Genomic DNA, 26,929 nt, shown 5'->3' on the forward strand with positions numbered 1-26,929 from the left:
GCTTTCAAAATTTTAGTTCCGAACCTTGTAAATCACCGTTTGCCCATTTCGGTATACTTCATCCCACAGAACCCCGTTAAAATGCTCAAATTTTTGCAGGCCTTCTGGTGGATAGATCGCCCTTTCCAAACCTCCCACGATAATATATCGCACATGATATTTTTGGAGAAATTCCTGGGCAAATTGCTGGTCAGGGAGAGTATAAAAGTCAGCAACAGCTTTTACTCGGTCGGTTACCCACGATTCAGGGGTAAGTGCACGTTGCTGACGTTGATGCCAGTTCCAACCTACAACAGCAGGCAACCCCGTATAAATGGCATATCGGTTTCCCCAACGATATTCTGGCACATGTCCTTCCACAATAACTGGAGTTCCAGAAACGTTTTCTTGCATCCAAACAATAGCATCATAATCTTCTTTCAAAAATAATTCTACGCCGCTCTCGTTATAAGTACTGTAAGGCATGTATGCCATGCCATCCAGCGTATGAGGAGCAAATGGGCTCATTCGGTCTCTGATTTTGTCCATTCCTCCTATCAACGGGAAGAGCAACGCACTGGCAAATAATACTGAGCCAAGAAGGTACCAGACATTTCTCCAGGAAGAATTCCACTTTATATCCACAGATGGATGGTTCACGCCCAGAGCAACCGCGGAAGACAACGAAAGCAATGTCCAGGCTTGAAGATAAAACTTGAAAACCGTGTTCATGCGATTGATATCTCCCCTCAACGTAAACAACTCTACAAAGAGGGTCAATACCATGGCTGTACCAATCATGAAGAAAATGGCTTTTTTCACCCTGGATGAATCAGGACGCAGGAGTAGTACCCCTGCCCAAGTAGCAAGAGGCAATGCAAGCCAGGCAATGTGCACTTTCATCAAGAGCAAGGTAAAAACTGCCCCAATGAATACAACCATCCCGGCATAAATCAAATCTCGATAAGGTTTCAGTTTATTCAGGGCAGAAACAGGCGTAGAAGCCATCCAATCAATACTTTCCCACCCCATCCAGGAAACAATCAGGAAAAGGAATAACCCCCAGTGAGTTAGATATGACCAGGAAGGTGTACGCAACCCCTGATAAGGGATAATTTCGCTATACCCCTGTCCGTACCATTTGGCAAATGGGGTGTACAAAACCAAAGAAAAGAGGAACAGAAGCCCAACTGCCAAAAGGGCCATTATTCCCTTTTTCATTTCAGCCGGCATCTTTGTCTTAAACCACTCAACATTTCCGTTTCTGAATATGCTGTAAATCAGCGCCAGGCTTCCCAGTGCCAAATAGGTTGGGAAATCCCAAGTGTTGGTTGGCCTCAGCGCTCCAATAATTAATCCCCCAACTATAAAAGTGAAACCAAAGTCAAGAAACTGTCGGAAGAATTGACTTGCATCCCAATCCCAATCTCTTAATAAAACAGATAAAGCCCAACACAACGCCAGTAAGGTGATCGGCAAAGCAATTAGATGTGCATGTAAATCTGCATACAGGAAGGTAAATGCAGGAAACTCGGTGATGGGATCTCCAGTATTAGACGGGAAAGCACGGCTGGGGATCCAGTACCAATCTCCACGAGGATAGGGGAGAGAAGCACCAGCAAGATATTTTCCCAATCCTTGCAACGTCCAGATAAACTTCTGGAGAATTCCCGCCTCCAGAAATTGAGTATCCGGAGCAGCAAGTCTCATTAACCCATGCCATATCATCCGCAAAGCACCTAAATTTCCCGCTACTTGCAGGAATACAATCCCTAAAATGGAGTAAACATACGGTAAGGCTCTATTTGTTTCTTGTTTTTGATAAATTTTAACCAATGCATTCCATGTGAAACTGAAAGCACCCAATGCCAACAAGCCGTACAACGTGGGCAAAACCAAATTGTATGCTACTGAAGGGACAATACCCAACCACTTGACAGGTACCCCTACCAGCACAAAGCCATAATAGTAGTAATTAATATACCCACCAGCAAACCAGGGGTCATAAGGGGGAAAGTATACACTTTTCAAAACCGCATTGAAATAGGAAAAATCCATGGGCTTCTCTCCCCCCTTCCAGGGATGCCACAAATCAGGATTCCCTAGACGAACAAAGAGAAAGAAGAGAAAGAAAATGGCAAACAAACCTTCAACGAACAGAAAATGTTTTCCTTGTTCACGAATATCCTGAAGAATATCTTTTCGTTGAAGCCAGGCCAGCACCATTCCTACACCAATCAGCAAAACCAGCACCCCAGTGATGGTAGTCCTGGTTACAGGAATCTTATAACTCCCTCCCAACCACACGAAATAAGACCATAATAGCATCCCCATCAAGCGAGATAAAGGATATCCCCTATCCGGCAGGCTACTGAAAACTTTTCTTACCAGAGGATAAGTTACCCAGCCCAAAAAAGTAAGGCTTAAGTACCAAATCAGAACTGTGAGAATAGGATACCGATTTACCCACGATTGACGGTCAAATAATTCGCTCCAGGTGCCGTTTTCTTGCTGACCATTGAAGCGATCGGCCGGCAATAACAGATTCCCCGGATATTTTCCTGCTTGTTTGGGTGTAAGATGAACGACCAGCGACAAATCTACGGTGTTGAGAATCTCTCTAACTTTTGATCTTTCGTAGTCAGCAGTTTTTTTGAAGATTAAGACCTTTGGATGATCATAAACTGAGAAAGCCTCTTCAGCAAATTGTGAGTTAAATCTGATTCTTCCCAGTTGAGGTTCTGACTGAAATACCTTAACCAGTTCAAAGCCCAATTCGCCACGATACATCCCGGGCTGAGCATTTGCATAGCATGAAAACAGATCCTCGACTTCGGGGCAACCCAATAGTTTGCGATAGTATAAGGTGGTGAGTGGATATCGCTCAGGGATACGAATAGTTGTTCCCCACTGGCGATTAGAACTGATGAAAATATAGTCTGCTTGATCAAGAATTGAGAGAAAACGCTGTAATTTATCGGGATTATCATCCCAGTACATTTCAAAATTCAAATCGCTCCGATAGACCCCAGAGTTAAAATCATAGGGGCTATAACCATCCACGCCTAAAGGTAAGGCATCATCCCAGGAAGTTTCAATGGCCTGTTTGCTCCCGTAAATAGCAATCTGGCCCACCCCATGTTCAAGCATAATTTCCAGTGTGTAACTTTTATCTACCGATAACTGCACAGGTGGATTAAGGGTAACCCAATACCCCTCACCTCTGTAATCCGAAGAAGGTAAAAATGCTCCTGTTATTTGCCCGCTTGAAATTTGAGGATTCTCTTCATTGGAGCGGATACTGACTTTTATCGTCTTTTCTTGCGGAATTGCCTCCCAATCCAAAACATGATGGAAATAGACTTTTCCAAGAACCCCGCTCCTAATCGGACGAAACCCTGTGGTAAATTGTTGCCCTTCGCGTATGGCTCGAACCGGTTCAGGCAAAGGTTGGCGATCAATCCTATCTTGGGTTTGGATGACCAGAAGCGCTGGTCCGGCCAATTCCAATTCAGCCCCTGGGGTAACAGAAACAAACTCAACAAAATATGTACGACCTCTTTCCAGAAACAGAGAAGGTTCCAGAGAAACTGTATAGTTTTTCCCCCTTGGATCCCCTTCTGGCTTAAACACATCCGTCACCAAACCGGAAGATAAAAGCGCGCTGCTTTCCGCATCGTAGACGTTGATTACAAGAGACGCAACATCAGGTTCTGCTCTGCGGTCTCTCACATGCGGAATTTCCAGAGAAATCAAATTGCCAGCCTGCTGAGGACTCACAGTCACCTTCATTGGGTTGGGTATCAGAGAATACCCAAAGTCAAAACTCACAGGTTGGTTGACAATCACACCATCCCCGGTGTCAATTTGAAGATTAATGGGGCCGGGCACATTTTGATAAATCCAGCGACTGGCTTCTACCCGAGTGAAAGGCGTACGGTAAATTTGAATAAACGCAATGGCCCATAAAAGTGTGGCTACTACAACAAATCCGCCTAACCCAACAGATAAAACCTTATAACCTTTCCAAATCGATTGACGAGAGTTGAAAAACTCCCATAACGAGAATAATCCCCACGAGGCAATAATGCTGAGCATGGGATAAATTGGCATCAGGTACCTCATGGAAGGCGTTGCACTCAGAGACTGCCACACAAAATAAACCCCGGTCCATCCCCACAAAAGCACATGCTTCTTCCACTCCCCCTTGAGAATAAACCAGCCCATAATGAGGAAACTCCCCCATGCCCATACCCCCAAAGGCACGCCCAATCCCCAAAGCACCAAATTTTGTAAAGCAAACCACAACGGTCTGCGCGCCCATTGAAGTTGGGGTGGAAAATCGACATCCCCGCTGTTTTGGCTGGCAAGTTCTTTCATGTTTGCCAACCATTTTGGATTGAGCGATAAATCAAAAAAGCCAGGACCTGAAAAAGCATAGGGCTGGAAGACTCTGAACGTAAAGAAGGCAATCATTCCCGCAATAATGAGATTCCTGAAATAAACCCCGATCACTCGCTCCCTTTGGTCTTCAGGAAGGGCAAAATATCGAATTAACAGAGCGACGGGCAACAGCAAGGCTAATGGGGCAGAATTGATTTTCGAAGCCATCGCCATTCCCAGAGATACCCCGAAGAGGATAAACGGGATGGCACTCCGCCAATTTCGCCGCCAATTATCACTCGAGACAGCAACAGTCTCCTGAACTTCCCATAGTTGCTCATCCAGAGGTAACACCCGAATGGCAAAATATACGGTTAATGTTGCAAAGAAGGTCATGAAAGTATCTTCTTTGAAGAAATGAGATAGTTGGATGGGAAGAACAGACAAAGCATAAAACAGAGCCGCAATCAGTGCAAGACGAGGTTTTCGATACAAACGTGCAGCGATCAAGAACACAACAAGAATGGTGGCCAGATCAAAAAAGGCTGAAACCTGCCTGCCAACCAAATGGATTTGGTCATATCCTGTTTGTCCTAACCATTGCGCGATATAACGCACAATAAACATGGGAAGAGTACCATACACATAAAACCCATAACCGCGGTTATGAGGATTAAGCGTGGAGTGCTCTGTATCAAAATATTCTGTAACGCTTTTGACCGGCTCCAAAGAAGTCGCTACCATGGTGAGAAACCGCTCATCCGGGTGCATATGGGTATTTTCGTCCCAATTCAAACCTACGGTACGGAAATACGCACCCAAGATCAGGATTCCAATCAATAGAACATCCCAGATCCAAGAAAAACGACGAGGAGATGAATTGGATTGTTGGTAGCGATTATCCATAATTACTCCACCATGTTTACGGTAATTGATCTTGAACAGCCGGAACCATGAAAAGGACAAAATCCTTCCCTTCTACCGGTGAATCGTACCAGGATGCCTTTCCCTGAGGATACAGATTCCTTAGAGCCTCTAAAGACTCAATATCCACCGGATTGAGCATAAACAACTTCGCTCGAGGGTCTGAAAGTGTTTCAGAAAAACGGTCCCTGAAAATCTCTGGGTTTCGTTCAACAAAGCCAGCATTGATTCCCACCAAACGGGTATCTACCCAATATGGATACCCAACGACATATACCGTATCCGGGGATCCCGTAATTCGTGCAAATCCCTGCATGATTTGCCCCATCTCGCTGGTGTTCCACGCAGATTGCCGATAAAGGCGGTCATACTGAATAAAAAACAATTCGTAGTTAAACATTGTTGTCATCAAAATGATGATTGCACCGATGATACTCGCCCCTCTGAAGGCAGACTTTTCTGACAATCCTCCCAATATCCCCCTTATGAGCGAATCAAATCCAATAGCCACAATCAAGAACACGGGCACATAAGCCCCCGCTGTTCTGTTCAGGTTAGGATTTTCATCGGGAAATGCAAGAGACAAAACCGAAGGCATCAACAAAACCGGAATAGACAGAAGCAGGAATAAATCTACCCAATCTCTTTTTTGAACGTAACGAATGGCCAAGATCAAAATACCTGTGAAGAATAAAGCAGCCGAAACCGGGTCCAGGGCTGGTCGGTCAGGAATGGAATGTACCCAAACATTTCCATTGCTCCAGAAAAACATAGTCAAGGCTCTCCAGAGATTATTCGTAAAAATCTCAAACACCGGACCAGGCAGCGCTCTCTCTGCATCTCCGACCCGCGTCAATGCTCGATAAGCAAACATGCCGGGATTTTCCAGAGCATACCGAAACAATGGCAAGAAAATGAAAAAGGAAACAACTCCCACAATTGCCAACCAGTAAATTGATTGGATACGCTCCATTTTTGTGTGCAGGTGAAAAGTGTAAATGAAAAATGCCAGAACAACCAGGAAAGGTACAATGCGGCTTGAAGTATATCCATGCAAACCAATCCCGAGCGCAATCCCAGCCCAAATGAAATCATACTGATTACGCAGTTTCAAGCCACGGATTAGATAATACATTACCGGCGCTACGCAGAAAGGATACAGGGGAAACCTCAACCCAATCCGCGAGATAATATTCGGCCAATAAGCCACACCAGCAAAGATCAAGACAAACAGAGCAAGCCATTTTCCCCCCAGCAAATTTCCCAAGCGCGCCATGTAATACAAAGTAATCAATCCAACCAGGACAGTTCCAATCTTCAGGCTCATAAAAGAGATGCCCGTATGGAAAACCTGAGCAATGAGTGCAGTCCAATAAAATTGAAATGCTTCTCGTCCCGTATTACGTTCAAAGAAGATCTTATACTGACCATTTAAGACATCTCTCACATCGTATAATTTCTCAGCATGATCCGAAACCATCTCTGCCGGAAGTTGATTGAGACTTGCAAATCGAAAATAGCCGACAAGTAGCAGTGTAAGAACTAAAACAACCCCCCAAAAAGTTACTGAAAGATTAATCTCGGGATAGCGCATCCATTTTCTAGCAGTCTTAAACCACAAAAAAATTTTCGGAAAAGTGTTTTGAGGAAATAATGCGATCAACAGGGAAACAATCGCGAAAATCCATGTAAAAAGGTTCAAGGTATTGAAACGATTTCCCCCAAAGAGAACAAAAGAAATTACCATTCCAATTCCTGCCACTACCAGCCAGTTCCAGCGGATCTCCACCTTTTCCATCCGCTCACTGTCTTGCAAGACAACAGGTACCTTCAGAAATCCAAAACGAACTGCAAAAACAATTAACACCCCCCCAATAAAGTAGAACACCCCGCCCAATAAAGGCAAACGATCCGGTGGTTCCAGGAAAAATTGCCCTACCAATAAGACCACAAATGGAAGCAGGGAAAGCCATGGAAGAGAAGAAATGGCAACTCCTTTGTGACTTTCTTTCTCTCCCTCAGGTAGGCCAGATACCTCTGAAACCTCTTGAAATGAAAAGTCAATATCTGTTTTCTTCCAGAACTGAACCTTTGCTTTTACATAATCCCAAACACTCGGCTCTTCCATCATACACTTCACACCGTTCGTTTAATCAACTTTTCGAGTGATGTAGAAACTGTACACCCCATCCGGAGAATACGGGGAGGAAAATGACTCCCTTGCGATTAGATAAGCAAACCATAAATTCCATTTTTGTGGCAATAGAATCCAACGCCCGGCAATTTTTTTCCAAAACAGGGCAGGCAATCCTAAAGCATGCCCAATTTCCATTTTATGCAAAGCCTTGGGCGAAAAGTAATCCCAGGATTTTTCAATCACAAACCCTGCAGAGGAAAGACGCTGGTCCCAAACTTCTACTGAATCGCAATGGTAATGTCGGGAAATTCGATTAAAGAAACGAGAGTACCCATCTGCCCAGGCAGAGAAACCAAGCCGGCTCAACACCTGTTTTCCAAGGACAGACTCGGGAAAACGATGATTGGGCACACAAAACACAAACTTCCCACCAGGACGAAGAATCCGGGAAATTTCCTTAACCACTTCATCCACATGGGGAATATGCTCTAAAACGGAATTGCTAATCACACTGGAAAATGCTTGCGAAGGAAAAGGCAATCTTCCGCCGTCTCCCTGAATGAGCAAACGGTACACATGATACTTTTTGGACTCAAGGAGTGGTCCCCACCAGGGGTCCACTCCTACATCCAGAGGTTGGGAGAAAGTAACAGAAGTAAAATGTCCATCGCCACTCCCCAGATCAAGAATAGGACGGGGAAGTTCCAAGCCCTGATAAAAACGATCTTCAATTGCCCTGACCATTGCACGAAAATAGGGCAGGCTATTCAAGTGACGCCAAAGAATTTGCTCATTCCTTTCCTCATTCATTTGGAGGAACCTCCCTGCTCCAATAACTCACGGAAAATGGCTTCGTACTGACTGGCAATTGTATCAGAGGCATAACGAGTTTTAATCTCAGGAATATTTCCGCAATAGTTCGCAGGCGTCTCCAGGATTTGAATAATGGCTTCTGCAAGCGCTTTTGCATTTCTCGGCGGAACCACTGTTCCCATGCCACTGGTCTGGACAGCATGTCGCACTCCTGGAAGATCACTGGCAACTACAGGAGTCCCACAAAACATCGACTCGACCTGAACCATTCCATAGGATTCCGTCGAATTAATACTGGGCAATACTGTAACGTCACATACCGAGAAAAACGCCGCCTGTTCAACGGGAGGAATAATGCCAAGAAAAGTCCAGCGATCCCCTAATGCCTGAATTTGGGGCATGAGGCGTTTAAAATATTCCTCTTCCCCCAAAACGTTTTCGTACTGTCCGTTATACAAGACACGGGCATGCGGGAAACGTTCCAGAATCATGGGCATCGCCTGCACCAAATACTCCACTCCCTTCTCGGTTGCCATGCGGGCACTGATGCCAATAATTTTTTCTTCAGGCTTAATGCGATATTTATCACGAAACTGTTCTATCTCTCCATTCTGCACCACAGGCATTTCAATGGGTGGAAGAACAGGACGCACTTTGCTGAGATGTCTCTTCAGAAACGCGGAATGCAAAGCATAATCCTGAGTATTCGTCACAATCAAATGAGAGGCTCGCGCCGAAACCTCATTCGCAAGCGTTGAACCCCAATTTGCCATGCGATGAATAAAGCCTCGAGGTAAAAGAAGGTCACAATGATAGGTCATGACTACCTTCTTCCCCAGAATACGAGCCATCACCGCCAGATACGCGGCATCCATTTGAGGGACGTGCACATTAATCACATCCGCTTGGCGGATTAGATTCCATCCCTTGAAGGGCATACTTGGCATAATAACACCCTTGCTCAAACGGAAAGCCACCGAAGAACGTACGATTCTGACTCCATCACGATATTCTTCTGTCGGTAAGTCGGCATGAAAACGTGAAGTCAATACTGTTACTTCATGACCTCTGGATACCAGAGCCTTTGCCAGACGCTCAGTGTAAATTGTTAAGCCAGAATAATGAGGACGATAATAAGTCAGGCTAATCAGAATTCGCATTCATTGCACTCCGTTGCGAGTTGCGTATTTCAGTAATTAATTGTTGTATGGTCTTCCCTTCCTGAGAAATTCCGATCCCTCCAATGATAGTCGTGGAAACAAGATGCACGATGTGAATGACCAAGGCATAGACCAATCCCAGTTCAGGTTTCAAGCCGATCAGAGATAAAGCCCCCGTTGCCGCTCCCTCAAAAGTTCCAAGGGAGGCTGCCATGGAGGGTAATGCACCGCCCAAGTTGGAAGAACTGATGGCAAGCAAAGTAACCCAAAAGGGGATACTCGGGTCCAACGCGCGAAGCACAAAGAAATCCCTGAATATTGCCAGAAACCAGGAAAAACCAATCCCAAGTAAACTGAAGATAAAGAATTCAAAACGCGTAAGCACTGAAAAACCATCCAGCATTCCATGAACGGTGGGATAAACCCACCGTTGCACAAACACAGACCCACTTGCAAGATGTATTATTTTTTGTTCAATCTTTTCTCTGTGGTGGGCAGCGAAATACAACCCTACCAATCCCGCCACGATTACACCTAAAAGGGCTATAGCAGCATTCTGCGCCCATCGCATTTGAAAAGCAAACGGCAAAGAAGAAAGTAATAGAAAAGAGGCAAAAGCCAAATCGTAAGCACGTTCAACAACTACCGTAGAGAAAGCGCTAAAGGTACCTGATTTTCCATATTTTCCTGCCAGGTAAGCCCGTCCAAACTCCCCTAATCGAAAAGGCAAAACATTATTTAAGAAATATCCCTCATTCATCAGCAACACTGCCCGCCATAAGCCAACCCGCCGCTGGAGCAAATTTTGCCATCCCCACGCACGAATGACCATAGAAACCAGATAAATCCCCCACACCATCAGCAATGTTTTCAAAGGGAGGGAACGAAAGACAACAATAAACTCATTCAGGTCAATTATCCTGGAGAGGATAAAGATAGCCCCTCCCGTCAGAAGGATACCTATCCCCCACTGGAAAAACCATGAAAAACTTGAATCAGAGCGTTGCGTGCTTGTATTCACTCTTCCCTCAATCTTAGAACAGCAAAAAAGGCTTCCTGAGGGATTTCAACCATCCCCACCATTTTCATGCGTTTCTTGCCTTTCTTTTGCTTTTCCAATAGCTTTTTCTTCCGAGTAATATCCCCGCCGTAGCATTTCGCTAGGACATCTTTTCTCAAGGCTTTGATATTTGCCCTTGAGATAATTCTTCCGGAAGCGGAGGCTTGAACAGCTACGTCAAATAACTGACGAGGAATTAACTCTTTCAACTTGCTTACCAGGGCTTGCCCCTTGTGATAGGCTTCTTCCCGATGGACAATGGTTGCCAAAGCGTCCACAGGCTCCCCATTCACAAGAACTTCCAATTTCACCAGATTACCGGGTCGGTAATCCAAGAAATGATAGTCCATAGAAGCAAAGCCACGGGTACGCGACTTGAGTTCGTCAAAAAAGTCAACAATAATTTCCGACAAAGGGATTTCAAAGTTCAACTGCACGCGATTAGCTGCGGGGTATTCCTGATCTTTGAAAACGCCCCTGCGTTTCGTGACCAAATCCATAATCGCCCCATAAAACTCTGTAGGGCTGAAAATTTGAAGAAGCATCCATGGTTCACGGATCTCTTCGATTAATCCCTCATCCGGTAATTGAGCAGGAGAGTCGATTCGAATGACTTCACCACTTCGTAAAACGACTTCATATTCCACAGAAGGGGCAGTTACTACAATGTCCAAATCGTATTCACGTTCCAAACGCTCTTGAATGATTTCCATGTGGAAAAGCCCCAAAAAACCACATCGGAAACCAAAATTTAAGGCTTGAGAAGTTTCAGGCTCAAATACCAGAGAAGCATCGTTGAGTTGTAATTTTTCGAGAGCATCGCGCAAATCCGGGTAATCTTCCCCCTCCGTAGGATAAATTCCCGCAAAAACCATCGGCTTGGCATGCTGATAGCCGGGCAAAGGCTCATCTGCCGGGCGCAGGCTATGGGTAATCGTATCACCAACCCGACATTCCCTAACTGTCTTCAGGCCAGTAGCAATATAACCTACGTCTCCAGATTCCAGATGATCCGTTGGTCTTAGTTCCGGAGCGAAGTAACCAATTTCAATTGGCTTAATATCCACACCGGTTGACATTAAACGCAGGGTATCGGTTGGCTTTATCGATCCTTCGACTACACGAATATAAGCAACCACACCTTTATACGAGTCATAATGTGAATCAAAAATCAACGCCCGTAAAGGAGACTGAACATCACCCTTTGGCGGTGGTATAAGTTGAACAATGGCTTCAAGTACTTGCTCAACATTGATTCCCTCTTTTGCAGAAATGCGAAGGATTTGGTTAGAAGGAATTCCCAATAAATTTTCTAATTCCTCAGCCACTTCATCAGGACGAGCAGACACCAAATCGATTTTGTTAATAACCGGGATAATAGTTAAATCTGCTTCCAGAGCCAAATAAAGGTTTGCCAGTGTTTGGGCTTCAATCCCTTGTGTGGCATCTACAACCAATAATGCGCCTTCACAAGCCGCTAAAGCCCTGCTAACCTCGTAATTAAAATCTACATGCCCTGGAGTATCAATCAAGTTTAATTCGTATACCTGCCCGTCTTTTGCAACGTACATCATCCGCACTGCCGAGGCTTTGATGGTGACCCCTTTTTCCCTTTCCAGATCCATGCTGTCCAGGACCTGTTCAGTCATATTGCGTTCTGAGATCGTGCCTGTTAATTGCAAAAGACGATCTGCCAGAGTTGATTTTCCGTGATCAACGTGAGCAATGATGCAAAAGTTGCGAATATTTGTGCTCATCTTTCTCGCTTTCAACCATGAAATTATAATCAGAAAAATGTAACCTTCTAAATAATCCCTTGAGAAACCAAAGTCATCCGATTATCCCTGTAATTGTGAAAATAGACTATGGACAAGCCAATCAATCTCAGTATCCTGCTTATCTCCCGGAACCAGGTGGGTTAAGAATTCAATGTTTCCCTTGGGCCCCCGTAAAGGAGATTGTATAAGTCCTTTTACTTCATATCCCATCTCTACAGCAGAGCATAAAACCTCTTTCAAGACCCTTTGATGGACATTACTATCCCTGATTACTCCCTCACCTCTGCTTACTTCTTCTCTACCCGCTTCAAACTGGGGTTTAATCAAAGCAATAACATGACCATATTGAGGAAATAGCCATCGCTTTATCACCGGGAGCAATATCCGCAAAGAAATGAATGAAGCATCTACTGTAACCAGATTAACCGGTTCGGGCAACACCTCAACATAACGCGCATTGGTTCGTTCCATTACCACAACCCGAGGGTCTTGCCGAAGACGCCAATGCAAAATCCCGTAACCAACATCAAGCGCATAAACTTTCCGGGCGCCATGCTGAAGTAAGCAATCCGTAAATCCCCCCGTGGACGCTCCTACATCTGCACAAACGAACTCGCTCAGTTGATCCAAACCAAAAGCACTTAACGCGGCTTCTAATTTTTCCCCGCCCCTGGAAACATATTTAGGTCCTGAATCGATATTGAGAGGCACATCTTCTTCGACTCGACGCGAAGGTTCAGTAACGATTTCGTTGGAAACCCGAATCCTTCCTGCCAGAATCAAGCGTTGTGCCACTGTGCGGCTTTCAGCCAATCCCCTCTGGACGAGTAGTATATCTAAACGTACCTTTGCCATGTCTATGATTTTATCATTGTCCAATTCATTTCTCTGTCACCGCTGCAAAAACCTGAATTTTTTATGCTATCATTTTAGGTATGATGTCCGCACTTCTCAAAGCCATGCGTCCTCGTCAATGGACAAAAAATATTTTTGTATTTGCCGCCGTTGTCTTTGACAGGCAATTGAGTCTCCATAATTTTGACCCTCTTTTGAGGTCTTTTGGTGCCTTCCTTATTTTCTGCCTCTTATCCAGCAGTGTATATCTCATAAACGACCTGATCGATTTAGAAGCCGATCGCGCTCACCCTACCAAGCGAAACCGACCCATCGCATCAGGAAAACTGCCAGTCAGTGTAGCACTTATGACCGCTGGTGGGATCATAGTAATAATCATTCCCCTCGCCTTTCTACTCTCGAAAGATTTCGGAGTCATCACCCTTGTATATTTTTTGATTAATCTGGCTTACTCAGGATGGCTGAAGCATATCCCGCTTATTGATGTGATGATTATCGCCGCTGGTTTTGTACTGAGAGTCGCCGGAGGAGTTACCGTGATTGAGGTTCAGCGGTTTTCTCCATGGCTTTACGTTGTCACAACCTTACTGGCTTTATACCTTGGATTTGGGAAGAGAAGAGCGGAACTGACGCTACTGGAAGAAAATGCCAACTCCCATCGTCGGGTTCTGGATGGATACAATCTTCCCCTACTGGATCAGTTGATCACCATTGTATCTTCCTCTACCATTCTGGCATATAGTCTCTATACGTTTTCGGCACCCAATTTACCTGATAATCATACGATGATGCTCACCATTCCTTTTGTGATGTATGGAATTTTTCGGTATCTCTACCTAATCCAAATCAAACAGGAAGGGGGCGCGCCCGAAGAAATGCTCCTGAGTGACCGTCCATTACAAGTGGATTTGCTTTTATACGGTCTGGCAGTCCTGTTGATTTTCTATTACCTCAAGTAATATGACTGGCATTTTTGCAACCGCACCGGGGAAAATCATCTTATTTGGCGAACACGCGGTAGTGTATGGATATCCTGCCATTGCTGTCCCTGTAAATCAGGTTCGCGCCAAAGTACTCATTCTTCCAATTCCCGCAAATAAACCAGACGAAGTTTACATCGAAGCACCGGATATTCATCTGAATTCCCACCTTAATCAACTTGCATTTAAGGATCCCCTTCGCATTGTGATCGAAGAAGTACAAAATATCTTACGGCTGTCTTATCTTCCTCCCATGAGAATCCGGATCACCTCCACAATCCCTGTTGCTGCAGGTTTAGGGTCAGGAGCGGCCGTAAGCGTAGCTTTAGCCAGAGCGCTTGCAAATTACCTGGGGCATCCCCTACCCGATGAAACTATTTGCCAAATCGCTTTTCGGGCTGAACACAGTTACCATGGAACACCATCTGGCATTGATAATACTGTGATCACCTACAACCAACCTCTTTTCTTCCAAAAAGGAAAGCCCTACGAATTACTTGGTGTAGAAAAGCCTTTCTTTATTGTCATTGGGAATACGGGAATCGCCAGTCCCACAGGTGAAGTTGTTGCCGAAGTAAGAAAAAACCGAGAACAAAATCCTGAAAAGTACAACGCTTTGTTCGAAAAAATTGGGCAAATTGTTCTTTACGCCCGAAAGCTGATTGAACATGGAAATGTTGTTGACCTCGGAAGCATGCTTACGGAAAATCACTGTCTTCTCAAAGAGATGGGGGTTTCCTGTAAAGAATTGGATATTCTTGTAGAGACCGCCATTCACGCTGGAGCGTATGGTGCCAAGTTAAGTGGAGGGGGAAAAGGAGGAAATATGATCGCACTGGCATCTTCTGAGAAACTTCCCCAAATTACCCAAGCCTTGCGCGATGCAGGGGCAACCACGGTAATTACTACAGAAATTCGGTAGTCTAAAGACATGAGCATGGACTCCAATCTGACTTTTCTTAAACTTGGTGGCTCTCTCATTACCGAAAAAGACAAGCCAAGAACTCCAAGGGCGAAGATCATCCAACAAATTGCATGGGAAATTCGGGAAGCCCTGAGAGAAATCCCCAATCTCAGATTAATTATTGGCCACGGTTCGGGCTCCTTTGGCCACGCTACTGCCAAAAAGTATCGCACACGGGAAGGCGTATATACTTTAGAAGATTGGTATGGTTTTGTGCATGTCTGGTACGATGCGCGAGCATTAAATCAATTGGTCATTGATGCCTTGTTTTCTGCAGGGCTCCCTGTAATTGCCTTTCCCCCCAGTGCAATCACATTCCGAGAGGGGAAAAAGGTTCAAATTGCAACCCAATTGATTCAAATTGCCATAGAAAAGGGATTGATCCCGGTCGTACAAGGGGATGTAATTTTTGACCTGGATCAAGGGGGAACGATATTATCCACCGAAGAAGTATTTGCCGAACTCTCTTTTCATTTACGCCCCCAGCGAATCCTTCTGGCAGGCGTTGAAGAGGGAGTATGGGCAGACTTTCCATTGCGCCACTCTCTCGTTACAGAAATTTCAGAAGATACAATAAAATCTGAAAATATCCAGATTAGCGGGTCCATTGCAACCGATGTAACCGGTGGAATGGCTGAAAAAGTCAAATCCATGCTTGACCTTTGCCAGAGAGTTCCAGGTTTAGAGGTATGGATTTTTAATGGGTTGAAAAAAGGCAATGTGCTGAATGCTTTGAGAGGATTTCCAATGGGAACGAAAATCCTCTCTCGAAACTCATAATCAGGAGGATCACATGGCTTATACGCGGGAACGCTTGGAAGAAATCGAGGAGCAAACCCTTGCTCCTTATGCGATAAAAAGCCGAAATTCTAGGGGACGAAAGTACCCCGAAGATGAAGCCCCCTATCGAACTTGTTTTCAACGGGATCGGGATCGGATACTCCATACAACAGCATTTAGAAGACTCGAATATAAAACCCAGGTTTTCATCAATTATGAGGGAGATTACTATCGCACTCGCTTAACTCACACCTTAGAAGTGGCCCAAATTGGGCGCTCGATTGCTGTTGCTTTAGGAGCAAATGAAATCCTCACCGAAGCCATATGCCTTGCGCATGATTTAGGACATCCTGCCTTTGGCCATTCTGGTGAACAAACTCTGTCAAGACTGATGAAAGACTTTGGTGGCTTTGACCATAACAAGCAATCCCTGCGAATCGTTACAGAACTGGAACGGCGATACCCGGAGTTTCCCGGATTGAATCTATCCTGGGAAGTGCTTGAAGGGATTGTCAAACACGAAACGGAATACGATATTGCGGATGCCAGAGATTTTAATCCAGAATTGCGAGGTCACCTGGAAGCCCAAATTGCCAATATCGCTGACGAATTAACCTATACGGCTCACGATCTGGATGATGGTTTGCGTTCCGGTATGATCACGGTAGACATGTTACAGGGTCTCTCTCTCTGGGAAATTGTCTGTGAAAGTATCGGCTGGAAAGGCGGAACTCTCACAGATATGACCCGCCATCAAATCATTCGCCGGTTGATTGGCATGACCGTGAACGACATCATCCAAAGCACAGAACAACGACTCCGTGAAAGTCTGGTCAGATCAGTAGAAGAACTCCAACGCTTGCCCTACAACGTGGTCTCATTGAGTGAAGATATGAGACGGCGGAGCAGAGAATTAAAAGATTTTCTGTATAAAAATCTTTACCGTCACTGGCGTGTAGTTCGCATGGCAGTGAAAGCCGAACGCATTATTTCAGATCTTTTCAATGCATATCGAGAGGAACCTACAATTTTACCCAAACATGTTCAGGAAAATATCCCGAAATGGGGCTTGGAAAGAACCATTTGTGACTATATTGCCGGAATGACAGATCGGTATGCTATAGAAGAACATCAGAAATTGTTTGACCCAACTCGATTGCCTTAATGTAAGAGTTTTCTAAATTTCAAATTGTCAATCCTGCATAAATCAGGTAAAATTCCGCCATCTTCAGGTTTAAGGTGATGGAATATGGCTGAGATACATTATCTTACAGCAGATGGACTGCGAAGATTGCAGGAAGAATTAGAATACTTAAAGGGACCCGCGCGAGAAGAATTATCCAAACGCCTGCGCTTTGCTATTCAACAGGGCGATCTTTCAGAAAATGCCGATTACATCCAGGCAAAGGAAGAACAAGGGTTCCTCGAAGGTAGAATCCTTGAATTAACCCAAATTCTAAATAATTATGTGTTGATTGAGGAAAATAACAATCATAAGGATGTAGTGAACTTAGGTGCTAAGGTCACCATTCAAGAAGAAGGTTTCGAACCGGAAACATATCAGGTTGTGGGACCAAAAGAAGCCGACCCAAAGAAAAACCGTATTTCGCACGAATCGCCCATTGGAAAAGCGCTCATTGGTCGTGGTGTTGGAGAGGTAGTTACCGCAGAAACCCCCACTGGAAAAATTACTTTCAAGATTTTATCCATTGAATAAAAAGCATCTTAACTAAAAAGCGGGGCTATCTAGGATGTAGATAGCCCCGCTTTTCATTTTCGGAATATTCTACGCCGAAGGTTTTCTATATACGTTCAATTCGAGAGAAAATTCCTCAAAGTAACTATTCTCCGGTAATGCGCCTTTTCCATATTCCATGTTTACAATCCTGGCTTCCAGGATAAGCGTTTTTGTTTCAAGGGTTAGATGCTTTCCTGGCTCAGCAAGCACAACCTCTCCCTTGGAGGCTAACCGCTGAGAAATGACAGGGTCATTATAAGCGTGCTGACTCATCAACACCTTGGTAACCGTCTGGATATCATTCTTATCAAACACCCAAACTTCAAAGGCTGTTACCTTCTTTGGATCACCTACTCCAATAGTTTCAGAAATTCCAACGCCACATTCACCCAGGAATTCCCCCGTGACCGAGTCAATGCTGAACGAATCGTCATATAAGTCAGCACCCAAGTGGTAATAAGAATTAAACGTGTGAAGCGGAGCCTCGCCAGCCTCTTCTTCGTAACCCACCGAAGTAGCCCGCTGGCTGCGTGGAATCGTAACCCCAGCATCACTGCTTGAGCGTAGACCTCGCCCCTTGAAGAGGAAAAGATAAGCCAGAATTCCGCCTACTACTAAAGTAAGCAAGCACAACAATCCCAAAACCACGGTCAAATTCGAACGGGTACCCGCAGCCGCTTTTTCTTCGGTAGGGGTAACTGCTGCTACCGGCTCCTGAGTTTCAGACACCTGAGTTCCTTCCAAAGGCGTAGCCTGGGATTCCGGAGAAACACTCCCCGTTCCCGGTCCCAACTGTCCCTGGAGAATTTTATCGAACTCCCCAATGGCACCGGCATCTTGAGAACGATTATCTTTCTTGATTTTGTCCAGCGTCTCCTTAGCCTTGTCTCCCAATTCGTTGAGGCGTTGTTTGGCTAAATTGATGTCTTTGTTGATGGTATATGAGTCAATTGCCATGCGAAGATAGTCTTCGCGCAAATCTTCGCGCAATTCCTTTGCAGAAGCGTCCACCCATTGGACAGGCCAGACCCCCCATCCCAGCACTACCAGGCCAAAAATTGTGCCGAGTAGAAAAGCAACAATTCCAATAACAAGTGGCCGTTTCAAGAGTTCGCTTATCTTTTCCATGTTCTGCTCCTGATTTTAGTGTCGTGCTGGAGTTACCTCACCATCATTGTAGATTAAAGAGCGAAAGCGCGCAACTCCATTCCTGCATGAATCTGTTGCAAGGAAAGTGCCATTAAGGTTGATTCACTTCAACGTTTTCCACAAATTGCTCCATTAAGAACATTTCCTGGCAAGACAGGCATTGCACCTCTCTTTTATTGGCAATGACCAACATTCCACTGCATTGAGGACAGGACGCTGGGATTGGACGCTTCCATGAAGTGAAATCGCAATTCGGGTAATTTTCACACCCATAAAAGACGCGTCCTTTACGGGTACGTCTTTCCACAATTTCGCCGCCATCTTTCGGGCACCGCACACCAATTTTCTCCAGCCATGGTTCAGTGTAACGGCAATTGGGGAAATTGCTGCAAGAAATAAATTTTCCAAACCGTCCCCATCGGACAATTAAATCATGCCCGCATTGTGGACATTGTCGCCCCACCTTTTCAGGCTCAGATTTACTTTCCGGCATCAACATCCTGGCTCTTTCCACCTGTGGCGAAAAGGATTGATAAAACTGCCGAATCACATTTACCCATTTTTCGTTGCCTGCCGCAATACGGTCAAGGTCTTCTTCCATCTTTGCGGTGAAACCTGTATCCACAATATCCGGGAAATGCGCCACGATCAAATCATTGACCAGGATTCCCGTTTCAGTGGGGACAAGGCGCTTTCCATCACGAACAACATAGCCTCGTTCCTGAATGGTAGATAAAATCGGGGCATATGTGGAAGGACGCCCAATACCGTTTTCTTCAAGTACTTGCACCAGAGTGGCTTCCGTATACCTCGGAGGAGGTTGGGTGAAATGCTGTTCAGGGATTAACCGCACCAATTCCTGCTTCTGGCCTTCTTGAATGTGGGCAGGAATACGAGTTTCTGTTCCCTCATCCTCAGAAACCTGGTCCTCATCGCGAGATTCCTCATACACCACCAAGAAACCAGGGAACTTTAACGTGGACCCGCTTGCTCTAAAGAGGTATTGATGCTCCTCTCCTTTTGCATCCACCTCTACAGATAATGTATCGTAGACAGCAGATTCCATCTGACAGGCTACAAACCGTTGCCAAACCAATTGATAAAGTTTATATTGCTCTGGTGACAGGTAAGGCTTGACCTTTTCAGGTGTTCGCGCAACCGAAGTCGGTCGTATGGCTTCATGGGCTTCTTGCGCAGAAACAGCACGAGTCTTATATTGAAGGGGGGATTCTGGCAAATAAGAACCTCCATAAGTTTCTTTGATAAATTCCCGAACCTCCCTCAAAGCCACTTCAGAAATATTTGTTGAGTCCGTTCGCATGTAAGTGATTAAGCCCGTTGTCCCACCTTCACCCACATCCAAACCCTCATATAGTTGTTGAGCAATAGCCATCGTACGCCGCGCTGTAAAGCCTAAGCGGCGAGAAGCCTCTTGTTGGAGAGTTGAGGTAATGAAGGGGGCGGCTGGTTTTCTTCGACGTTCACTGCGCCTGATTTTGCTAATGATGAAGAGGGCTTGTTCCAAATCGGCCAAGTATCGGCTGACAACCTCTTGATTGGGAAGTTCAGGATCCTGCTCATCAATTTTGGACAACTTTGCAATAAAAGTCGAAGATACCCCTTCAGGCTGAAGTTCCGCTTCTATACTCCAGTATTCCACCGGAATGAACGCCTGAATTTCTCTTTCACGCTCAACAATCAATCTCAGAGCTACCGATTGCACTCGACCAGCAGACAAGCGGCTACGCACTTTTTCCCACAGCAAAGGGCTCAGGTTATACCCTACCAGGCGATCAAGCACACGCCGGGCTTGCTGAGCATCCACCAATGCCATATTAATTTCTCGGGGGTGAGAGAACGCCTCGTCAATGGCCGGCTTGGTGATTTCGTGGAATACCACCCGTTTGGAAAGCCGTGGGTCGATTTCGGCGGCTTGCATAAGATGCCAGGCAATCGCCTCACCTTCACGATCAGGGTCGGTTGCCAGATAAATTTCCTCAGCTTCCTGAGCAAGGGCTTTCAACTCCTTTACAACAGCCCTTTTCTCATTAGGTACACGATATTTGGGTTGAAAATCATGTTCTATATCAACGGAAAGTTCTGAGCGGAGCAAATCTCTTACATGCCCGACCGAGGCTTTAACCGTGAAGCCTTTTCCCAGAAACCGCCCCACAGTTTTCGCCTTGGCAGGGGACTCGACAATCACCAGTTTACCCGACCTCGTCTTGGTTTTTTCTTTTCTAACTGATTCGGGCGGGGTCAGTTTTTCATGTTCAGGGGTTTTTCCCAATCTAAAGATCTTTGTACCACATACAGGGCAGACACCCCTGGTCACTGGTGACCCGGTCGCTGTAAATTCCGCAACAGGATCCTGAATTTCTCGTTTGGTTTTGCACTTTACACAATAGGCTTCAATTACCATAATTTTTCCCTCAAAAATATGCCTACAGGTATCGTTGGGGATCGTCTCCGAATCGGAGAAGTTCTTTAAGTTCTTTACTGTTACCTTCTCTAAACAGAGCAACGATTTCTTTTACCCGTTGCACCTGCTCTTTGGAACAAACCAATAATGCATCTGAGGTATCCACAATGATCAAATCATTTACGCCAATTGTCACAATGACTCTTTCGGGTTTCTCAGACACTACGAGAGTGTTGTTTGTGGACAAACCCAAGTGCTTGGATTGATGAAGCACGTTCCCACTTTCATCCGGCTCAAAGACCTCAAAGAAAGAATCCCATGCTCCAACGTCATTCCATCCCAACCCCTCAGCCGGTAATACCACTGCCCGGCTGGTTTTTTCCATAATACCATAATCTATTGTTTCGGTTTTCAAATTCGCCCACTCTTGCTGTACGGCTTTTATCCAATGCCCGGTGTTCCACACCAAGGATAACCTTTCCATTGCATCATATAACTCAGGCATAGACGTTTGAATTTCCTGTCTAATTTGATCCACCCGCCAAATAAAAATACCAGAGTTCCAATCGTAGTTTCCACTTTCTATGAAATGCTGAGCAGTTTCACGATCAGGTTTTTCTGTAAACTTAACCACCCTGAAGGCAGGAAGATTCTCGTAATACCCCAGAAATTCACCACGCTGGATATAGCCATACCCTGTAGATGCACGGGTTGGTTTAATTCCCAAAGTGACCAAACGTTTCTCCTGAGCCAGTCGATAGGCACTTTTTGCTAAATGCTGAAATGCTTCGACATTCTTGATCACATGATCAGAAGGCAAAACAATCATCGTGGCTTCAGGATCTCGGGCATAAATGGCTACAGATGCCAACCCCACAACCGAAGCAGTTCCTTTCGGAAAAGGTTCCAGCAAGTAATTCTCAGCAGGAATTTCAGGACATTGCAATTGCAATTCCGAGGCTTGTTCCTTTACAGTCACCACAAGAATATGTTTTGTTGAAATCAACCCCTTAAGACGCTCAACCGTTTGCTGAAAGAAACTTTGATCTCCGCCCAAGCGAATCATATGCTTTGGATGATGCTGACGGGAAAGCGGCCATAAGCGTGTGCCACCCCCACCTGCCATAATCACCGCAAAATAATGAGAATAGTCCATTTGTTGTTACTTTCCTTTTTTCAACAAGGATGAATCATACAATGAAGCATATATCATTGTACCAAGGTGTCTGACCAGTCCCTTCAGTTCCATAAAAGTCAAAATAGCAGAAACCTGTTCTACAGGCAAATCAATGGCGATGCTGATTTCATCAATATGCAATGGTTGTTGTTCCAGCGCTTTCAAAATTTTTTCTTCTAAAGGATCTGCAGGCAAAACTTTTTTTGCCGTTTGTTTTTCCGAGACTCTGGAAAGGTGCAAATCTTCCAGAATTTCTTCTGCAGAAAGTAATGGAATAGCACCCTGTTGGATCAAACGATTGGTTCCTTTACTCTGCGAAGCATGGATATTGCCCGGAACCGCAAAGACCTCTCTACCTTGTTCCACTGCAAATGTGGCTGTAATTAAAGCCCCGCTTTCCTCTCCTGCCTCCACCACAACCGTTGCCAGGCTTAAGCCAGAAATGATTCGATTTCGTGGGGGAAAATTAACCGCATCTGGCGGAGTTCCAGGGGCATAATCGCTGATCAGTGCTCCCTGCTGGATAATTTTCTCTGCAAGTTTACTGTGTTCGGGAGGATAAATTCGGTCTAATCCACAACCCAGAACCGCAAAAGTTCTCCCCCCTTCTTTAAGTGCAACCTCATGTGCAACCGCATCTACACCTCGGGCCAGTCCACTCACCACACAAACTCCATTCCTTGCCAGAAAAGAAGCAACCTCCTCCGTAACCTGACGACCATAAGTAGTCATTTTTCTTGTACCTACAATGGCAACGGCAATCTCGTCTTGAGGAAGAAGATCCCCTTTGTAGTATAAGACGGGTGGAGGTTGATCAATTTGTTTTAACAAAGTAGGGTATTCGGGATCATCCCAAAGCACGTAACAAATTTGATGCTTTTCCAGATAATCGGAAAGGCGCTTAAAAAAATTCGGTTCTTCTCGCAGATGTTGCAAATGCTGGATAGATTTGGGGGATAAGCCAGCTTCTTTTAATGCCTCCTGGGGAGCATTCCAGGCAATTTCTAAACTGCCAAAATGGTTCAGGAGAGTTCGGAAACGAACTGCTCCCACCCCCCTGACCATATTGAAACCAATCCAGTATAAACGAGAATCCACAGGCTCTTTATGCCCACTCCTGAAGATGAACGACCATTTCACCGTCTTCCAGGTTCACCGAGAGGATCACTTCTTCAATTGCAGGTAAAAGGATTTCTTTATCCTCCGGAGTATGAACAAGGTATACATCATTTGCCCCGGTCTCAAGAATTTGCTCAAGGACACCGAGAAATTGTCCCTCGTCGCTAACAACCCTCAACCCTAACAATTGATGATGATAGTATTGCCCTTCTGGTAATGGAGGAAGTTGGTCAGCGAGAACATAAACAACCGTGTTACGGAAGCGCCCTAACGCCTCGGCATCATCCATGCCCTCAAACTTGATGAGCATGGACTGATCAGCCCATCGTACTTTTTCGATTCGGACAGGCTCATGGGAATCACCCAAAAAAAGCTGGCGATGAGGTTTCATTCTTTCGGGAAAATCTGTAAGGACATCCATGAGCATTTCCCCATGAATGCCGTGTGGACGTCGCAAAAAACCAACCGCAACAAACACAGGCTCACCCTCTACTGGCGAGCCTGCAGTTTGCTTTTTAGATCTTGGGGAGGATGATGGCTTACGGTTCATTTGGGTTCAATCACGTCTAAAGTGGCTTGTTTCTCGTCACGGGCAGCAGCAACGCGCAAAAGCACCCGCATAGCATTGGCAACTTTACCACCTTTCCCAATGACCCGCCCCATGTCTTCTCGCGCTACCCGTAATTCAAACTTAATTTTTCCCCCAGGACCTTTTTGTTGGGTCACTTCAACCTTATCTACCTGATCAACCAGAGAACGTGCAATATACTCGATTAAGTCTTTCACAGACCTGCTCCTTCAAAACAGGACATATCAGGGAAAGGGGATTTCAGGAAAAATTCCTGAAATCCCCTAAAATCATACACTTACGAAGCAAGACGAGTTTTAGGATTGGTACCCCGTGTCGCAAAGTAAGCCCTTGCTTCTTCCAGCAATTTCTCCTTCGGCTCACCGTTCTTAAAGCGGGCAAAGCGATCCATAATGCCTGTGGACTTAAAAAGTTTCAAGACCGCTTCGCTGGGTTGAGCTCCAACGCTCATCCAGTAATACACCCGATCTTCATCCACCTCAAGCGTGAAAGGCTCCGTGCGAGGATTGTAATGCCCCAGGATCTCAATGAAACGACCATCGCGTGGAGCTTCGCTGTTGGCAACGACAACACGATAGGTAGGTTGTTTTTTCAAACCAGTGCGGCGCAATCGAATGCGAACCATGAATTCTTTCTCCTTCAAATTCTTACAAATTCTCTTAGTTTTGTTATTCTCATGCGATGCCGGCTGTGCGGTAGAGGGTTGCGGGAGGACGCAAATCTCACACAGCGAAGCATCGATGATCATCCAAACAGATTGGGCAACCCGCGCCCTCCTGTCTTTTGAAACGTCTTAAATAACTTTTGGGCTTCCCGGAACTGCTTGATCAGACGATTGACATCTTGCACATCAGTCCCAGAGCCACGCGCAATCCTACGTCGACGAGAAGCATTCAGGATATCCGGATTCAAACGCTCTTCCCGGGTCATGGAATTGATAATTGCTTCCGTCATTTTCAACTGACGTTCAGCGTCTTTAGGATCTACCATTTTAGCGGCTTGTCCCAATTGCCCTGGTAACATCTCAAGAATTTGTGCAAGAGGCCCCAATTTCTTTACCTGCCGCAATTGATTGGCAAAATCCTCAAGGGTGAAACGCCCACTCATCATTTTCTCGGCTTGCTCGCGGGCAGTTTTCTCATCATAGGCTTGCTGAGCCTTTTCAATTAAGCCAATGACATCTCCCATGCCCAAAATACGAGAAGCCAAACGAGAAGGGTCGTACACCTCAAGGGCATCGATCCCTTCACCTGTACCGAGGAATTTGATAGGAACCCCGGTAACCGAACGAATTGAAATCGCCGCCCCGCCTCGAGAGTCGCCATCCATTTTTGTCATGATGAGGCCGGTCAGATTCACAGCCTGGCGGAAACCCTGAGCTACATGAAGTGCTTCCTGACCAATCATCGAATCAACAACCAGTAAAATATCCGCAGGCGATACTTTGTCCGTAATCGCCTTAAGTTCTGCCATCAGGGCGTCATCCAGCTGAGAACGCCCCGCCGTATCCATGATAATAACCGAATAACCACCTTTTTGGGCATGCTCATATGCCTTAGCACAAAGGAGCGGTGGAGCAACTTTTTCTTCGTAATAAACAGGGACGCCCACCTTCTCTCCTAGAGTTTGCAACTGTTTGACCGCTGCAGGTCGGTAAGGGTCGGCAGCGACCAGTAAAACCCTTTCGCCTTGGGAGCGCAAAAGCCGAGCCAACTTCGCTGCCGCAGTCGTTTTGCCGGACCCTTGCAAACCAACCAACATCAATGCTCGCGGCTTTGGCCCCGTTAGATTCAACCACTGAGGCTCACCAAGTGTTTTGATCAATTCTTCATGAACAATCTTAATCACCTGCTGGGCAGGATTTAATGCTCGCGAAACCTCTGCACCTACCGCCCGCTCACGCACGCGAGAAACAAAATCCTTTACAACACTGTAATGGACATCGGCCTCGAGGAGAGCTAACCTTACCTCGCGCATTACAGCGTCTACATCCTGCTCGGTCAACTTTCCACGCCGCCGCAGGTTCGTAAAGATTTGCTCCAGCCGTTGCGTTAGTGTTTCAAACACAGTTTATTTACCCACATCAATCAATAATCTACCTCCCTCTCGGGAGGCCACGAGTGTCATTTTATCCTCAGTAGGCTCATTGGTCAAGAGAGCACAATTATCTCTTTGTATCGCTTCACAATATCATTGACGAATTAATTTGATTATTATAGAATTAATTTTAGGAGAATAAAAATGAACGCAGAAATTCAAAACCCATCATCCTCAACAGTAAATGAGTTGTTGGCTTTTTTCAAAGCCTTGTCTGACGCTAATCGATTAAGAATCCTGGGGGTTCTTGCCAATCAATCTATGAGTGTTGAGCAAATCTCGACAAGTCTAAACCTGAGCCCCAGTACCGTCTCTCACCATCTTGCCAAATTAAGTGAGGCAGGATTGGTTACAGCCAAACCAGAGAGTTATTACAACATCTACAGCCTTAACTCCGCCACCCTTGAGGAAATGTCTCAGCGGTTGTTAAGAAAAGAAAATCTGGTGCAACTGGCAGAAGAGATTGATTTGGAATCATTCGACCGGAAGGTAATTCGAGACTATATGACCCCAACCGGAAAACTTAAAACCATTCCCGCTCAAGAAAAGAAACTGCTTGCGATTCTACGATACTTGGCACAATCCTTTGAAACGGGAAAAAGTTATTCAGAAAGGGAAGTAAACGAGATTCTCAAAAAATTTCATGATGATTTTGCCTCTCTTCGACGTTATCTGATTGACTACGGGTTCATGCAACGAGAGAACGGGGTATATCAGCGAATTCGTTAAGACATACCTTGCTGGCGATTTTTTTATTTTTGGCTCTGGAGTATTTCTTCGGAGCCATTTTCTTTAAGGATATAATTTCACTACCTATCCCCTTTA

General features: G+C 45.4%; 21 protein-coding genes. 6 read left to right on the forward strand and 15 right to left on the reverse strand.

What is annotated here, in order from left to right; genetic code table 11:
• Positions 1-12: 12 nt before the first annotated feature.
• The 7 genes from ANT_RS07940 to ANT_RS07970 form a co-directional block, all read right to left on the reverse strand.
• Positions 13-5,268 carry a DUF2298 domain-containing protein gene (locus ANT_RS07940; protein WP_013559992.1) on the reverse strand — a complete coding sequence of 1,752 codons (5,256 nt, stop codon included), beginning with the start codon at positions 5,266-5,268 and terminating at the stop codon, positions 13-15.
• A 16-nt stretch (positions 5,269-5,284) separates the two neighbouring features.
• Positions 5,285-7,417 (reverse strand): ArnT family glycosyltransferase, encoded by a 2,133-nt coding sequence (locus ANT_RS07945; RefSeq protein ID WP_155818067.1) that lies wholly within the window; start codon positions 7,415-7,417, stop codon positions 5,285-5,287.
• 18 nt (positions 7,418-7,435) lie between these two features.
• Positions 7,436-8,233, reverse strand: a complete 798-nt coding sequence (locus tag ANT_RS07950) for a class I SAM-dependent methyltransferase (protein ID WP_013559994.1) — start codon at positions 8,231-8,233, stop codon at positions 7,436-7,438.
• A complete protein-coding gene (locus tag ANT_RS07955) occupies positions 8,230-9,396 on the reverse strand; it encodes a glycosyltransferase family 4 protein (protein WP_013559995.1) in 1,167 nt (388 codons plus the stop codon). The genes ANT_RS07950 and ANT_RS07955 overlap by 4 nt, the downstream gene beginning before the upstream one ends.
• Positions 9,380-10,417 carry a lysylphosphatidylglycerol synthase transmembrane domain-containing protein gene (locus tag ANT_RS07960; RefSeq protein WP_013559996.1) on the reverse strand — a complete coding sequence of 346 codons (1,038 nt, stop codon included), beginning with the start codon at positions 10,415-10,417 and terminating at the stop codon, positions 9,380-9,382. The genes ANT_RS07955 and ANT_RS07960 overlap by 17 nt, the downstream gene beginning before the upstream one ends.
• Entirely contained in the window at positions 10,414-12,213 is a 1,800-nt protein-coding gene (lepA, locus tag ANT_RS07965; RefSeq protein ID WP_041454841.1) for a translation elongation factor 4, read from the reverse strand. Before lepA ends, ANT_RS07960 begins: the two co-directional genes overlap by 4 nt.
• Positions 12,214-12,294: 81 nt before the next feature.
• Positions 12,295-13,089, reverse strand: a complete 795-nt coding sequence (locus tag ANT_RS07970) for a TlyA family RNA methyltransferase (RefSeq protein ID WP_041455451.1) — start codon at positions 13,087-13,089, stop codon at positions 12,295-12,297.
• 80 nt (positions 13,090-13,169) lie between these two features.
• Here ANT_RS07970 and ANT_RS07975 point away from each other — a divergent pair, with 80 nt between their 5' ends.
• From ANT_RS07975 to greA, 5 genes are all read left to right on the forward strand, one after another.
• Positions 13,170-14,048 carry a decaprenyl-phosphate phosphoribosyltransferase gene (locus ANT_RS07975; RefSeq protein ID WP_013559999.1) on the forward strand — a complete coding sequence of 293 codons (879 nt, stop codon included), beginning with the start codon at positions 13,170-13,172 and terminating at the stop codon, positions 14,046-14,048.
• 1 nt (position 14,049) lies between these two features.
• Complete coding sequence (gene mvk / locus ANT_RS07980; RefSeq protein WP_013560000.1) at positions 14,050-14,991, forward strand: mevalonate kinase; 942 nt, start codon at positions 14,050-14,052, stop codon at positions 14,989-14,991.
• 15 nt (positions 14,992-15,006) lie between these two features.
• Positions 15,007-15,813: an isopentenyl phosphate kinase gene (locus ANT_RS07985; protein WP_041455452.1), complete on the forward strand. Its 807-nt coding sequence runs from the start codon at positions 15,007-15,009 to the stop codon at positions 15,811-15,813.
• A 13-nt stretch (positions 15,814-15,826) separates the two neighbouring features.
• Positions 15,827-16,978, forward strand: a complete 1,152-nt coding sequence (locus ANT_RS07990) for a deoxyguanosinetriphosphate triphosphohydrolase (protein WP_013560002.1) — start codon at positions 15,827-15,829, stop codon at positions 16,976-16,978.
• Between the two features lie 84 nt (positions 16,979-17,062).
• Positions 17,063-17,530 carry a transcription elongation factor GreA gene (gene greA / locus ANT_RS07995; protein WP_013560003.1) on the forward strand — a complete coding sequence of 156 codons (468 nt, stop codon included), beginning with the start codon at positions 17,063-17,065 and terminating at the stop codon, positions 17,528-17,530.
• Positions 17,531-17,599: 69 nt separating this feature from the next.
• On the opposite strand, the gene ANT_RS08000 is transcribed toward greA, so the two are convergent.
• The 8 genes from ANT_RS08000 to ffh form a co-directional block, all read right to left on the reverse strand.
• Positions 17,600-18,679, reverse strand: coding sequence for a hypothetical protein (locus ANT_RS08000; RefSeq protein WP_013560004.1), 1,080 nt, complete (start codon positions 18,677-18,679; stop codon positions 17,600-17,602).
• A 112-nt stretch (positions 18,680-18,791) separates the two neighbouring features.
• Positions 18,792-21,122, reverse strand: coding sequence for a type I DNA topoisomerase (gene topA / locus ANT_RS08005; RefSeq protein WP_013560005.1), 2,331 nt, complete (start codon positions 21,120-21,122; stop codon positions 18,792-18,794).
• 22 nt (positions 21,123-21,144) lie between these two features.
• Positions 21,145-22,278, reverse strand: coding sequence for a mannose-1-phosphate guanylyltransferase (locus ANT_RS08010; protein ID WP_013560006.1), 1,134 nt, complete (start codon positions 22,276-22,278; stop codon positions 21,145-21,147).
• A gap of 6 nt (positions 22,279-22,284) precedes the next feature.
• Positions 22,285-23,397, reverse strand: a complete 1,113-nt coding sequence (gene dprA / locus ANT_RS08015) for a DNA-processing protein DprA (protein ID WP_013560007.1) — start codon at positions 23,395-23,397, stop codon at positions 22,285-22,287.
• 7 nt (positions 23,398-23,404) lie between these two features.
• Entirely contained in the window at positions 23,405-23,968 is a 564-nt protein-coding gene (gene rimM, locus ANT_RS08020) for a ribosome maturation factor RimM (RefSeq protein WP_013560008.1), read from the reverse strand.
• Complete coding sequence (locus ANT_RS08025) at positions 23,965-24,204, reverse strand: KH domain-containing protein (RefSeq protein WP_013560009.1); 240 nt, start codon at positions 24,202-24,204, stop codon at positions 23,965-23,967. The genes rimM and ANT_RS08025 overlap by 4 nt, the downstream gene beginning before the upstream one ends.
• 80 nt (positions 24,205-24,284) lie before the next feature.
• A complete protein-coding gene (gene rpsP / locus ANT_RS08030) occupies positions 24,285-24,632 on the reverse strand; it encodes a 30S ribosomal protein S16 (RefSeq protein ID WP_013560010.1) in 348 nt (115 codons plus the stop codon).
• A gap of 119 nt (positions 24,633-24,751) precedes the next feature.
• Entirely contained in the window at positions 24,752-26,074 is a 1,323-nt protein-coding gene (ffh, locus tag ANT_RS08035; protein WP_013560011.1) for a signal recognition particle protein, read from the reverse strand.
• Between the two features lie 174 nt (positions 26,075-26,248).
• On the opposite strand from ffh, the gene ANT_RS08040 reads away from it, so the two are divergent.
• Positions 26,249-26,833, forward strand: a complete 585-nt coding sequence (locus ANT_RS08040) for a DUF2087 domain-containing protein (RefSeq protein ID WP_013560012.1) — start codon at positions 26,249-26,251, stop codon at positions 26,831-26,833.
• The last annotated feature ends 96 nt before the right edge of the window (positions 26,834-26,929 follow it).

The sequence above is a fragment of the Anaerolinea thermophila UNI-1 genome, assembly GCF_000199675.1.
In the GTDB taxonomy this organism is placed as follows: Bacteria; Chloroflexota; Anaerolineae; order Anaerolineales; family Anaerolineaceae; genus Anaerolinea; species Anaerolinea thermophila.

Bases quoted from the DNA above. Each gene is read 5' to 3' on its own strand.
- ANT_RS07940 (WP_013559992.1), bottom strand. From the start codon at position 5,268: ATGGATAATCGCTACCAACAATCCAATTCATCTCCTCGTCGTTTTTCT.
- topA (WP_013560005.1), bottom strand. From the start codon at position 21,122: ATGGTAATTGAAGCCTATTGTGTAAAGTGCAAAACCAAACGAGAAATT.
- rpsP (WP_013560010.1), bottom strand. From the start codon at position 24,632: ATGGTTCGCATTCGATTGCGCCGCACTGGTTTGAAAAAACAACCTACC.
- ANT_RS08040 (WP_013560012.1), top strand. From the start codon at position 26,249: ATGAACGCAGAAATTCAAAACCCATCATCCTCAACAGTAAATGAGTTG.
- greA (WP_013560003.1), top strand. From the start codon at position 17,063: ATGGCTGAGATACATTATCTTACAGCAGATGGACTGCGAAGATTGCAG.
- ANT_RS07975 (WP_013559999.1), top strand. From the start codon at position 13,170: ATGATGTCCGCACTTCTCAAAGCCATGCGTCCTCGTCAATGGACAAAA.
- lepA (WP_041454841.1), bottom strand. From the start codon at position 12,213: ATGAGCACAAATATTCGCAACTTTTGCATCATTGCTCACGTTGATCAC.
- ANT_RS07955 (WP_013559995.1), bottom strand. From the start codon at position 9,396: ATGCGAATTCTGATTAGCCTGACTTATTATCGTCCTCATTATTCTGGC.
- ANT_RS08000 (WP_013560004.1), bottom strand. From the start codon at position 18,679: ATGGAAAAGATAAGCGAACTCTTGAAACGGCCACTTGTTATTGGAATT.
- ANT_RS07990 (WP_013560002.1), top strand. From the start codon at position 15,827: ATGGCTTATACGCGGGAACGCTTGGAAGAAATCGAGGAGCAAACCCTT.
- ANT_RS07970 (WP_041455451.1), bottom strand. From the start codon at position 13,089: ATGGCAAAGGTACGTTTAGATATACTACTCGTCCAGAGGGGATTGGCT.
- ANT_RS07985 (WP_041455452.1), top strand. From the start codon at position 15,007: ATGGACTCCAATCTGACTTTTCTTAAACTTGGTGGCTCTCTCATTACC.
- ANT_RS07945 (WP_155818067.1), bottom strand. From the start codon at position 7,417: ATGATGGAAGAGCCGAGTGTTTGGGATTATGTAAAAGCAAAGGTTCAG.
- ANT_RS07950 (WP_013559994.1), bottom strand. From the start codon at position 8,233: ATGAATGAGGAAAGGAATGAGCAAATTCTTTGGCGTCACTTGAATAGC.
- rimM (WP_013560008.1), bottom strand. From the start codon at position 23,968: ATGAACCGTAAGCCATCATCCTCCCCAAGATCTAAAAAGCAAACTGCA.
- mvk (WP_013560000.1), top strand. From the start codon at position 14,050: ATGACTGGCATTTTTGCAACCGCACCGGGGAAAATCATCTTATTTGGC.
- ANT_RS08010 (WP_013560006.1), bottom strand. From the start codon at position 22,278: ATGGACTATTCTCATTATTTTGCGGTGATTATGGCAGGTGGGGGTGGC.